Annotated in this window: 9 protein-coding genes and 1 pseudogene; 2 read left to right on the forward strand and 8 right to left on the reverse strand. The window is 48.5% G+C overall.

Annotation, left to right across the window (positions count from 1 at the left end):
• The first annotated feature begins 9 nt into the window (after positions 1–9).
• Both EZ315_RS04140 and EZ315_RS16970 read left to right on the forward strand, forming a co-directional pair.
• Entirely contained in the window at positions 10–837 is an 828-nt protein-coding gene (locus EZ315_RS04140; protein WP_135470863.1) for a DUF4465 domain-containing protein, read from the forward strand.
• Between the two features lie 163 nt (positions 838–1,000).
• A pseudogene (locus EZ315_RS16970) lies at positions 1,001–1,200 on the forward strand (transposase).
• Positions 1,201–1,414: 214 nt separating this feature from the next.
• On the opposite strand, the gene EZ315_RS04150 reads toward EZ315_RS16970, so the two are convergent.
• The 8 genes from EZ315_RS04150 to tsaE form a co-directional block, all read right to left on the reverse strand.
• Positions 1,415–2,563: a TlpA disulfide reductase family protein gene (locus EZ315_RS04150; protein ID WP_135470865.1), complete on the reverse strand. Its 1,149-nt coding sequence runs from the start codon at positions 2,561–2,563 to the stop codon at positions 1,415–1,417.
• 31 nt (positions 2,564–2,594) lie between these two features.
• Positions 2,595–4,097, reverse strand: a complete 1,503-nt coding sequence (locus tag EZ315_RS04155; RefSeq protein ID WP_135470867.1) for a RagB/SusD family nutrient uptake outer membrane protein — start codon at positions 4,095–4,097, stop codon at positions 2,595–2,597.
• Between the two features lie 12 nt (positions 4,098–4,109).
• Complete coding sequence (locus EZ315_RS04160) at positions 4,110–7,670, reverse strand: SusC/RagA family TonB-linked outer membrane protein (RefSeq protein ID WP_135470869.1); 3,561 nt, start codon at positions 7,668–7,670, stop codon at positions 4,110–4,112.
• 112 nt (positions 7,671–7,782) lie between these two features.
• Positions 7,783–8,883, reverse strand: coding sequence for a FecR family protein (locus tag EZ315_RS04165; protein WP_135470871.1), 1,101 nt, complete (start codon positions 8,881–8,883; stop codon positions 7,783–7,785).
• Positions 8,884–8,918: 35 nt separating this feature from the next.
• Complete coding sequence (locus tag EZ315_RS04170; protein ID WP_135470873.1) at positions 8,919–9,434, reverse strand: sigma-70 family RNA polymerase sigma factor; 516 nt, start codon at positions 9,432–9,434, stop codon at positions 8,919–8,921.
• A gap of 197 nt (positions 9,435–9,631) precedes the next feature.
• Positions 9,632–10,936, reverse strand: a complete 1,305-nt coding sequence (xseA, locus tag EZ315_RS04175) for an exodeoxyribonuclease VII large subunit (protein WP_135470875.1) — start codon at positions 10,934–10,936, stop codon at positions 9,632–9,634.
• The gene (locus EZ315_RS04180; RefSeq protein WP_135470877.1) at positions 10,937–11,686 is read right to left on the reverse strand and encodes a biotin--[acetyl-CoA-carboxylase] ligase; all 750 of its coding nucleotides are present in this window, start codon (positions 11,684–11,686) and stop codon (positions 10,937–10,939) included. It lies immediately after the preceding gene.
• Positions 11,686–12,126 carry a tRNA (adenosine(37)-N6)-threonylcarbamoyltransferase complex ATPase subunit type 1 TsaE gene (tsaE, locus tag EZ315_RS04185; RefSeq protein ID WP_135470879.1) on the reverse strand — a complete coding sequence of 147 codons (441 nt, stop codon included), beginning with the start codon at positions 12,124–12,126 and terminating at the stop codon, positions 11,686–11,688. Before tsaE ends, EZ315_RS04180 begins: the two co-directional genes overlap by 1 nt.
• Positions 12,127–12,299: the final 173 nt, after the last annotated feature.

Genomic DNA, 12,299 nt, shown 5'->3' on the forward strand with positions numbered 1-12,299 from the left:
CTCAACAATATGAAAAGAACAGGAATATACACCATATTAGCTTTGGCGATGACATCGATGGTCAGCACCTCATGCAGCGATGACATAGATCTGGTGATACCTCACGCCACCAACATCACATTCGATGAAGTAGCACCGCCACAGCGTTTCAGCCATGTAATCACCCAAGGCGGATTTGACGTGCAAGGCATACACTTCAACGCCGTTTCAAGCGGCAATCAGCTCACCGGCGGATTCTGTGCCAGCAACCGCAGCATGCGCTCTCTCACTTGGACCGGAACAGAGGCTGCCGTAGACTCAATGCGCTACAGCACTTTCTCGACCCGACCCAACACCACCGGCACATATCTGGTGTGTCACGTCAACGGCGATGATGCGTTCTTCACCATGAGCCAACCAAGAGTCATAGAATATATACTCGTGAGCAATACGACATGGGCTTTCAATGCCATGTCGTATGGCGATGCCTTAGGCACAGAGGAAGAACCCAAAGAGAATCCCAACGTGCCTTCCAAGCCCAAAGGAGTATGGCAGACCTATGTGCCCGGCGGAGTCAAAAAATTTGAACAAGGCGACTATTTCACCCTTACAGCCAAAGGATTCAACCAAGGCAGAGAGACAGGAAGCCTCACATTCGATCTTTCATGCAAAAAAGGGCATAACGCCAACAATCCGGCATGGGATTATATCGTGAACAACTGGACCCGATTTGACCTCGCCGGACTTGGAGCAGTGGATAAGGTGGTGTTCTATCTCGATTCGTCCGACAAAGACGAGCAGGGACGTATGCGCACACCATCATGGTTCTGCCTCGACGGTATGCAGCTTCAGCAGTAGACCGTAAAATAACGTGAGTTCGATATAAGAATCTCACAAACCAGTAATAAATAATCAGCCATTTAGCATAAAGCTAAGTGGCTGATTTTCTTAGTGATGGTTCGGTTCTTCAGTTTCAAGCTACATCTTATAATCAAATGATAAAGGCGAGATCCTGAACTATATGTTCACTCCCGGAAATGTCGATGACCGCGAGCCTCTCTACTCAGAATCTTTCATTGAAAATATCAAAGGCAGACTCTGCGGAGATGTATCCAGCTCATTACCAAAGTCAAAAACAACATGAGGAACTCCCTGATGTCGGTCCCCGACAATATTATGCTTCGCAAAAGAGCTTTGTTAATGACGGACTTAAGAACATAGTTCAAATTGAACACTCAAGACATAGGTCGCTCTCAAATTTCATAACCAATGCCTTGAGTGCCATTGCCGCATACTGTTTCCTCCCAAAGAAACCGTCTGTCTCACTGGAGTTCATGTCGGACAATCAATTTACTTTGTTCTGATTCCTTATATCGAACTCACGTTAATTATATATGTTTTTGAAGCTATGACTGTTCTTTCCGTAATTATGGGTCTACTCACCGAATATCTCGACAAGTTTCTTGTCAAGGTCCTCACCTTCGAGATCACCTATGATATTGCCGTCGGGACCGATGAGAAATGTGCGGGGAATGAATGTGACGTTATAGCGACAAGACTGACGGTTGTCTCTGGAATCATTCAATATGCGTCCCGATTGGTCGGTCGATGCATCCTCAAACACAAGGATATTATAATAGTCCTTCATGTCGTGCGATTCCATATACTGCTTCCAGACATTGACATCATAGTCTGACGACATGGCCAGTACTTCGAGCCCTTTGTCGTGATACTTGTCATAAAGTTCTTTGATATGTGGCAGTCCCATCACACAACCCTTGCACCATGTAGCCCAGAAATCTATCACTACATATTTGCCTTTCAGATCCGCAAGGCTGAAATCAATGTCTCTCAGAGGGTCGTGACCTTTAAGCTCAGGAGCCGGCTTGCCGGGCTGTGTAGCCAGACATGCTTCGATAGCAACTGCAAGCTCTTTGTCATCTGCCTTCAACTCGGGTGAAATAAGAGTATAGAGCGAATCACACTTCTCGGCATCATAACGGGATGATAATGATAGTAACATCCTGTAGGCCCAATATGTATCAGGATTCTCGGCTACATACTTCGCCTGTGTGGCGGGAAATTCGCGGAAGGCAGCATCGGCCTGTCTATCATACTCTTCCTTGGATATAAGTCCCTGCTCATAATCGGCTCTGAGCTTTTTTTGGCGCGCCCAATACTCCTCATAGAATTTATTGAGACACTCGTCTATCTCCTGCTGACGCGAGCCGGAGACAATAGCCTGATTTACATTACCTTTCTCAAAGGCAATCTCCGTCACACCCGGACTAAAATAAAGACCTGTCTGATTGTCACCCTTATATGGCTCGGACTCCTCGCCATAAGTTATATAGGCCAATCCTCCGTATGGAGCGACTTCTCCTGTGAAAATAAAGTGACCGTCACGGATTTCAACCGTGTCATTGACCACACTGTCTATGCTGTTATGAAATGAAGCGATGACCAGTTCGCCATCTGTAGATCCGTTGACAGTGCCGTTGATGGTAAATGTATTGTCACTCTTTGGAGCCGAACATCCGATGAGCAACAAAAGAGCAAAGGCAGGAATTAATAAATGTTTCATAATGCTTTTTAATCACGAAATGTTCTGATATTTATTTTGTTGTGTAGTTATTCTTGATATTTGGGTTCTGTGATATTACAGTGACAGGGAATGGAAATACCCACATATCCGACTCAGGCGTGAGGGTGTATGTCTTGCCTAAAAGTTCTCTTGTACGAGTCTCCTTGTAGTCGTCAAGTATGGTCCATCGTTTACAGGTAATGAAATTCCATATCGAGTAGCAATACTCGCCATGGACAGTTTTCTTGAGTGCCGCTATTGCATCTGTCTTTGTGGTCACATTGCCGAGAAGAGGCCGGTAATGAGCCGGAGCTATACGCTTTACTCGTATCTTGTCAAGATATCCCATCGCTTCGTCAATACGTCCCTTATTAATGGCGCACTCCGCCAATATCAGATACATATGAGTAGTCTTTATGCCTGTCTGGTTATGTGTAGACTCCAAGTCACTGGTCACATTGTAAGGAACTCCATAATTAGTCTCATTTCTTTTGAGTATCTCCAATGAGTCGCTAACAAGATCCCCCGGAAAGTAAGAGCCCCTGCCGGACAATAGGGTTGTTATCAGGTTATCCTTCATATAAGAACCATCCTCAAACATCTTATCACTGCTCGGCATGATAATGTTATAATTTATCTGAGCGGATGAGGCAAAATAGTTTTCTTCAAGATTCAACGGAGTAACTGGGACAAACTTTGTAATCGGACAACCATATGTGGACATATCATCGACCAGATAATCGGCATAGTCATTGATCACATCGCCTCTCTTCAAAGCCTCGGATGCTGCGAGTGCCGCCCCATCATAATCGTGGATAGACATAAGCACATGAGCCTTGACCGCATAGGGCATTGCCGCACAGAAACGCATGCGGTTAATCGCCACTTCGGGAAGTGCGTCAAGACTTATAGCATTATCCAGGTCGGAAAGAATCTGAGCATACACTTCTTTCTGAGTGCTTTGTGTGGTCGGAATCTGAATGTCCCAGCTTTCCGGTACAATAGGCACACACATCTCGGCATCGGCCGTTGCCGGATTATACACCCTGGCATATTTCTGGGCAGCGGCATACTCGAAGAACGCCCGCATGGCGTAAGCCTCAGCCTTCAAGCGATTTTTATGTTCCTGGGGGCCCTCAGCCTCATCAGCAAGCGAAAGTATCGGATTGCATACACGACCTATCACCTGATAACAACTGCTATAATAACCGTCATTACTGTTGGTGACAGGAAGCACTGAAGCATGGGCTTGCTCATCAAGAGTAAGCAGAATGATGGGCGTTGACTTGGTTACTTTCTCCAATTCTGACGGTATGTAGCCACATTCAAAGCCATCAATCATATCGCCGTTTACAGTACCCATATCAGTATATTCAAGACTATACCGTCTATTGAGCAACAGTTCGAGATCGGAGGTCTTGGATAGAAGATTAGTGCCTTTTTGGTCAATATCGGTGAAACTTTCGCACGACTGTAGCGAGAGTGTTGAAACCACCGAAATGGCCGCTATATTTAGAAATGTTTTAATCGTCATGATTGTGATGGTTTATAGATTGATATTGAGACCGAATACATAGCTTGAAGGAATACGTAGTCCACCTGTCTCGGGATCGAAATCCACCTTGTCTTTGGTCCAGACAGCCTTTGGGTCATTAATCTGGAAACGTAGCGAGCAGCGGTTGACTCCAAGATGACGAAGAACGCTGACGGGTACATCATATCCGAATATTATATTGCGAAACTTGATGAAATCCGCATCATGAAGTGCACGGCTGGAGACATCGGGCGAGGAATCCGTTGACGATGAATGAGCCCACTGACCGATTGCAGGAACATCCGATGGATTATCAGGAGTCCAGCTATCAAGATAGTAAGACGCGACAGGCCCATAAAAATCGCCCTCAAATCTATCTCGGAACGGAAGACAGAACATTTTGTGACCGCCATAATAGGCAAGAAGGAACCCAATGGAGAAATCACGCCACTTCATCTGATTGTCAAGGCCAACAATCACTTTGGGATCAGACTGTCCGCCAAAAGCAAGCGCGGAGGCATCACCATAATAATACACTTCGTGCACCTTTTCGCCATAGCCGTTGTAATAAAGCGACTGTCCTTCCGAGCCCGGAGTGTCGTCAATTCCGGCAAACCGGAACATCCACAGCGTGTTGACAGGATAACCTGTTTTATAAGGAGTGTTAATAAGACCATACGCACTGGTCTGAGGATTCTCCACATATGTCACCTTATTGGTATTGTATGATAACGTCACATTGGTTGTCCATGAGAAATCATTTTTATATGATGGACGAAACCAGTCATAGCCGACTGAGAGCTCAATACCCTGATTGAGAATTGAAGCAACGTTCGCATTCATAGCACTGAAACCGGTGGTCGTGTCAAGCAGTTTGTTACCGAATATGTCACGACCTTCCTTACGATAGTAATCCACATTGCCTCGCAGACGATAATCAAAGAGACTGAAATCTATACCGACATTGTGTGTCCGGTTCTGCTCCCAACGGAGATTGGGATTGGCCGGAGAACCGATTTCGCCATAAGGAACATTTGTATCGTGGTTGGTCAGACCTGTAGTAGCTGTCATATAAGATGTGACACCCTGATATATATTACCGGTCACACCATATGAATAGCGAAGTTTTAGGAAGTCAAGCCAAGTATAATCATGCATGAAATCCTCTTTATGGATATTCCATCCCGCACCGACCGACCATAGCGGTTTGCCTCGAAACTTGGCATTGAGACCATAGACATCCGCATAATCCTTACGGTATGAACCGAACAGATTGTAACGGTCATCATAGGTATAGGTGCCATTGAAATAGCCTGAGGCGTAACGGTGACGCACTTCGGGGACTATACCTTGGTCGCGCTGAAACTGATAAGTGTTGATACGGCCTGAATAGGTGCCTATCTTCCAGTAAGGAGCCGAGTATCCGAGATTTTTAAGAGCGTTGAAATCGACAGTGTGGTTGGCAGATGTCTGAAGCTGGTCGTCATAACCGAGGAGCAACTGCTTCTCTCCCCACATTCTCGTCTGACGAAACTCCGTACCTGCTATTGCTGAAATCTCGTGCTTATCAAAAAATTTACGCGTATAATTGAGCTGGCCACGCAAAGTCCAATAGTTGCCGTCAACATTCTCGGTCTTGAGGATGCCTCCGTTCTCGGGAGTCAGATATACGACCTTGCCATTTCGATAATCAGCAAAACCGTTTTTCATTACACGTGCTGCATAACTATTCTCGTTGGCATAGTTGCGCATGCGTTTGGCTGTAACCTCATAGATAAACTGTGTATTGGCTGTAAGACCGGGGAGTATCTTAAAGAGAAGATCGGCATGATAGCGCATCTCCTGACGACGTGTGGTCTGGACATTATCACGAGCTTCCTGACGAGGATTGACTATCATATCGGCTATGCCATCCTGCAATGACCAGTATTGTGTGTGTTCATTTCCATAGCCACCATAATAGAACGGACGAGTAGATCCGTCAGCGTTTTTATACGAAACATATGGCAAATTGCCGAAAGGATCATAAATGTTTTCGGTAGAATAATCTCCTCCGTATTCCTGAACATTGGAATACACTCCATTGATACTTACTGTCGCGGTGAGCCATTTGGCCAAGTCAAAACTGCCTTTGTAATATACATTAAACCAGTCGTTGCGGTGATTATACTTGCCAACATTGTCATGCTTATAGTTGACCACGACATTATTGCGGGCTTTGTCGGATGACTGTCGCAAAGAGAGGTTGTATTGCTGCACTACTTGACGGTGTAGCATATTGTCGGCAAGGTCTTTGGCAAAATTATTGTTTGACAACAGTGCTTTTGTTGCTTCGAGTTGATTACGGTTAATTTCACCCTTGGCCAGCTGATAATACGCATATTCAAGCGGCGATATGGAATAACCGTTTGACAATTCCCGCTCCATATTGCTGACACTGTTGGGTTTCTCTCCGCTCATATAGGCATATTCCCAATAGTCGCTCTCCACCGCTACCTGCTGGGCCGGTGTCATGTAGTAGTTGTCGGCATAATCGACATTACGCTTCTCATACCAGGTGATATTGGTGGCGAAGTCGATGTCGATTTTGCCCTGCTTCTTGGCGTTCTTGGTGGAAATCACAATGATACCGTTGGCGGCGCGGGCTCCGTAGATAGCTGCTGCAGCGGCATCTTTGAGCACGTTGACACTCTCGATGTCATAGGGATTAAGGTCCTCGATGTTACCCTCGATAGGCATACCGTCGACTACAAGCAACGGGGCCGTGGAGCCGTAGAGTGTGCCGGCACCACGTATCACAGGCTTTCCGCCATAGGTGGAGAGACCGGCCACCTGGCCTTCGAGATTGGCAAGGAGGTTTTGGGTGTAGCGTTCCTCGAGTTTGGCCGACGAGACAGTCGCCACCGAGCCGGTCATTTTTTCTTTCTTGATTTCCTGATAGCCTGTGACTACGACTTCGCTCATCATTTCGACTGCAGGGCGCAGCACCACGCTGAGTGGCTTGCTGGCATCCGACTCGCTCACGGGGATGTCACGGGTGAGCATGCCTACATAACTTACCGATAATACGGGTTTGACGGTATTGACTTTGAGCGAGAACTTACCGTCCATATCCGCTATCGCGCCATAGTCGGTGCCGCTGACGGCTATGATGGCCCCGACAAGAGGCTCGCCCTCCTCGTCGGTGACTGAACCACTGATGCTGAACGTCTTCGCCGCCTTTACCTTAGGATTGTAAATCTCTATGTAACGTCCGTTGACACTGTAGCGCAGAGGTGTCGCTTTAAGCAGTGATGTCACTACCGTCTCAACCGTAGCCTTATCAAATGATCCCGACACCCGATAGGGCGACACATCCTCGCTGAGATACTGTAGCCGATAGTAGCCCGAGAGACGTTCCACTTCGCTCAGAGCTTTTGACAACTTCTCGTTCTCACACTTGTAGGTTATGGGAGTGCCGGCATTTTTCTGAGCCGATGCATGCGCAGGGCTTAGCATGAACAGGCACATCAACAGTCCCACCAGCCTTAACATTCCTAACAGGCTGTGATTTTTGATTGATTTGGTTGGCATGTGATAAAATGATAATGGTTGATGTATAATTTTTCTTAAAAGACAACCATTTCATAGAATCAGTACCCCTATTGTGTAAAAATATTTGAATTTATATCAATTTTTCTACAATTCAGTCAACAATAATGTCATGACCGACCACTTTGATTTCGGCAATGTTCAGCCGGTTAAGGCTCTCGATTGCGAGCTCCACGGGCTCGGTGCGCATGGCCGAGAAGTGGACTTTTTTGTTCATCACTTCGCGGTTGTGAAACACGACTCCCATGTTGTACCACCTGCCCAGCTCGCGCAGCACATCTATCAGCGGTATATCATCAAAATAGAAAAAACCCTCGACCCATTGCGTGAGTGCGTAAGTGTCGACCTTTTCCACTTCTACGGTGCCGTCAGCGTCACACACAGCCGCCTCCCCCGGCGAGAGTGTGGCGAGACCGGAGCCTTCTGGCGAGAGTATATCAACCTTGCCGCTGACAAGTGCCACCTGAGTGTTGTCGGGGCTGTAGTTATTGAAGTTGAATTCGGTCCCGAGCACGCGCACGTCTATCTGAGGAGATTTCACAATAAAGGGCGAAGAGGCATCGGGTGTAATCTTGAAAAAAACTTCTCCGCTGACAGCTACCATGCGTACGCCCTTACGGAAGCGTTCGGGAAATTCGATGTAGCTGTCAGCATTGAGCCATACTTCCGAACTGTCGGGCAGTATGATTTTCACGCCCATGCCTCGTGGTGTGGATATTTTACGATACTTGTCAGTGCGGTAAGCTGTGGCGACGACCTCTGGCTCGGGCACAAACGAGATCGGCTCGGTGGCATCGAGCACGTCCTCACGACCTTCGGTCTCCAGGCTCACATGCCGTGGCGATTCTTTATGACTGAGCGCGATATAGTCGCCCATGACAGTATGACCTGTCACGTCGCTCTTGCCTGGCAGCAGGCCGAGAGCCAACACGACGACAAGCATGGCGACCGCTCCGCAGAGTGTGGCCAAAGTCATATGTAGCACACCGAAACGGTGCTTACGTTCTCGTTCAGGTGCGATCACGTCGTGTCTGAACGACTCCCACGCATCGTCAGGGTCGACGCGTGAGGTCTTTCTGCGATGTGACATCCCGACCATATGCCGCATGAGACGCTCATCGTCATTCAGTCCGTCGTCATGATGCAAGTTGTCATCATCGCGGGTGTCCATGTCATGTTCACTGCCCTCTTTCATAATAGTTATTTCATTGTTGTTGACAACCGGGCGGCTCAGTCGGTACCCCCGCGATGCAGAAATTTTTTACGGAATATCGCCAGAGCCTTACTGATATGTTTGTGTATCATGCCGGGAGTCGTGTCCAGGAGTTCGGCCACTTCTTTATATTTGCGACCTTCAAGATAGCATTTCTCCACAATAAGACGCGTCCTCGGCGACAACGACTCCATTATCTGCTCCATGCGAGCAAGGTTTTCTTCGTGGACATTGATGTCCTCGTCAATCAGACGGAGCTTCTCCTCGAGATACTCTTCGAGCGTCTCGCGATAGCGCACATTTTTCTTCAGATGGCTGATGCATCTGTTGCGCAGCGCGCCATACATGTAGGCCACCTCGTTGTCGGGATGCCATCTGTCACGCTGCGCCCACAGGTCGCTCATGAGTGTCCCGACAATATCTTTGGCCTGCTCCTCATCCTCTACCCAGTCGAGAGCATAGAGATAGAGCCGCTGATAATTGTCACGGAACAATCGTTCAAACCTTATTTCATCCTCGCGAGATGCTGACATTATTCTATCTTTTGACGAATATGGCAGCAAAGATAGACCATAAAGGCTGATTTACCAAAAATTTTCTTAGGCATGATACAACATTGGCGTGGAATATCACTTCACGCCAATATTTAAAGTGAAACATTGAGATAAAGCCGGTGTCATACTGTACGATTTATGACACCGGCTTCCTTTTATTAATTTCTAAAATGCGGCTATCCTACTGTTGACCGGACCACTCCGTCGGAGAGGATGGTTTCAACTATGGTGCCGGGCGTAAGACTGGTGGCAGAAGTCACGGCATGCCCCCCTACTCGGGTTATGGAATAGCCTCGTGCGAGAGTAGCCTGTGGTGACAGCACCTTGACAAGCCCTTCGAGACGGTCGAGCACAGCGCGCTGACGCTCAATCACCACTGACGGAGCCGACACAAGACGTTCGGCAATCACATCGAGCCGCGATGCCTCAGGCCTCAACCTGGATGCGACGGTATCGCCCAATGCAAGCGAGAGACGGTCGATGCGCGCCCTGGCATTCCCTAAAGCCGTTGCCGGAAGATGCGGAAGCACAGCCGCAATCCTGGCAAGCTGCTCACGGCTCCCGGCAAGTACATCGGATGCTATGCGGTACACCTCCTGAGCCAAGCGGTCAAGCTCACCGAGAGCCTCCTCTCCGCGGGCTATAAGCCATTCGGCAGCAGCTGTGGGTGTCTTGACACGCATGTTTGCCACATAGTCAAGCACTGTGACATCACGCTCATGTCCTATGCCTATTATCACCGGAAGAGGGAATTGCGCTATATTGGATGCAAGGTCGTAGTTGTCGAATGCAGCAAGATCGCTCGTTGCTCCGCCGCCACGGATTATCACCACACAATCCCACTCATCCTCTTCGGATGCTATCGCTTCAAGGGCTGCGATTATGGCGTCAGGCGCGCCTGCCCCCTGCATCAGTGCCGGAAAGAGCCTGACACGGAAATCAAGACGCGACGGCGACGTGTACAGCTGATGTATGAAGTCGCCATACCCCGCGGCGCCGGGAGCAGAGACCACTGCGACCCGCAATGGTACATCAGCCCATTCCACCTCTCGGTTGAGGTTGATGATCCCTTCGGCACGCAGACGATTTATGATCTCCAGCCGTCTGCGCATAAGATCCCCGAGAGTATAGGATGGATCTATGTCGGTGATATTGGCTGAAAGTCCATAGGCGGGATGAAAGGATGCGGTGACACGCACCATCACTTTCATACCGCTCTCAAGCCGCTGACCTGTGGCTTCGGAGAATTTCATGTCTATCTGTGCGAATGTGCCGCGCCATATGGTGCCGCGCAAACGCGCCACAGGATCACCCGTCACAGAATTCTTCTGCACAAGCTCAAGATAACAATGACCGGAGCGGCGCACATCGGAAGTCTCGGCGACCACCCATATCCCCGCAAGCCCGGGAGCACCGTTGACAGCTCCGGCTATGCGCGAGGTGAACTCCTCAAGAGTAATGGCTGATGATGATGATGACATTTACAATACTGCTGAGATTTCTTTGAAAGCATATGTCCGCGCCACACCGTCGGCTTGGTCTGTGAGCGTTATGTGACCCGATGCAGCCACCGAATCTATGCGTGCATTCATATACAATCCACGCGTATGATCATAATAGCGATGATAATAACCGTCGCCACGCCACATTCTGGCGAAATATTCTCCGGATATCTCTCCGGCTTCACACTCGGACGAGAGGGCCTGATCCACCTTGCCCAAAATATCCGACACCATAACTTCGGCAAGAACATCGACATTGAAATCCACCTTTGGCAACAGTTGCTTCAGTGACACAGGGTTGGGGGCGTCGGACAGAAACTCCGTCTGGTTCACGTTAAGACCTACCCCGACTATCGACCTGCTTATGGCAGAACCGGAAATCACGTTCTCAATCAGAATCCCGGCTATCTTGGAGTCATTGACATATATATCGTTGGGCCATTTGATACTGACAGCATCAGCCCCGATAAAGTTATCAAGCATCTCGACAATGGCGAGTGACACAGCCTGCGAGATTATGAACTGACGCGCAGGCTCAAGACCCTCCGGACGCAGAAGAAGGGACAGGGTGATATTCATTCCCGGCTCCGCCTCCCATGAGTTGCCGCGCTGGCCGCGCCCGGCAGTCTGTACCCTCGCCATCACAGCAGTTCCGTGGGCACACCCCTCGGCTATACCGGCAAGATGGCTGCTTGTGGAATCGGTGCTTTCGATCTTTATTATCTCCATCACTCTTCGCTTATCCCCTCTATCGTAAGGCGGCGGCCACCGTCAGGGAGCACTTCGATATTGACGCGCACAGTGTCGTCGGGAAGTATATCATCAATACGGTCAGGCCATTCTATAAAGCAGAGCGCACCTGAATCCAGATAGTCCTCGACACCTATGTCAAATGCCTGTTCAAGATTCTCAATGCGATAGAGGTCGAAATGATATATCAGTTCGGCAGTAGTGTCCGATCTGTACTCGTTGACTATAGCGAATGTCGGGGAGCCTGTAGGATCATCCTCCACGCCGAGAGCACGGCATAGCGCATTGATAAAAGTGGTCTTGCCCGCACCCATCTCACCGGTGAACGCATAGACAGTCTCATCGCCCATCAGAGCGACAAACTCCTCGGCAGCCGCATCCAAAGCATCGAGGGAAGGTATAATTATCTCTTGTTTCATTTTACAGTCAATTACTGACCACAAATTTACATCACTCCCGCCTTATTTACAAAAATTCCTCCATCCAATTCACAATCGCCACGATCAATGGTCTATCCTGCACAATAATACGCACCTCACCCCTCATCCCATGCACATCATATTTAGAATAACAGACGTTATTTCGGGAACAA

Source organism: Duncaniella freteri (genome assembly GCF_004766125.1).
GTDB lineage: Bacteria > Bacteroidota > Bacteroidia > Bacteroidales > Muribaculaceae > Duncaniella > Duncaniella freteri.

Excerpts from the sequence above, each read along its gene's own strand:
- EZ315_RS04155 (WP_135470867.1), bottom strand. The coding sequence starts at position 4,097 with ATGACGATTAAAACATTTCTAAATATAGCGGCCATTTCGGTGGTTTCA.
- tsaE (WP_135470879.1), bottom strand. The coding sequence starts at position 12,126 with ATGAAACAAGAGATAATTATACCTTCCCTCGATGCTTTGGATGCGGCT.
- xseA (WP_135470875.1), bottom strand. The coding sequence starts at position 10,936 with ATGTCATCATCATCATCAGCCATTACTCTTGAGGAGTTCACCTCGCGC.
- EZ315_RS04180 (WP_135470877.1), bottom strand. The coding sequence starts at position 11,686 with ATGGAGATAATAAAGATCGAAAGCACCGATTCCACAAGCAGCCATCTT.
- EZ315_RS04160 (WP_135470869.1), bottom strand. The coding sequence starts at position 7,670 with ATGCCAACCAAATCAATCAAAAATCACAGCCTGTTAGGAATGTTAAGG.
- EZ315_RS04140 (WP_135470863.1), top strand. The coding sequence starts at position 10 with ATGAAAAGAACAGGAATATACACCATATTAGCTTTGGCGATGACATCG.
- EZ315_RS04165 (WP_135470871.1), bottom strand. The coding sequence starts at position 8,883 with ATGAAAGAGGGCAGTGAACATGACATGGACACCCGCGATGATGACAAC.
- EZ315_RS04170 (WP_135470873.1), bottom strand. The coding sequence starts at position 9,434 with ATGTCAGCATCTCGCGAGGATGAAATAAGGTTTGAACGATTGTTCCGT.
- EZ315_RS04150 (WP_135470865.1), bottom strand. The coding sequence starts at position 2,563 with ATGAAACATTTATTAATTCCTGCCTTTGCTCTTTTGTTGCTCATCGGA.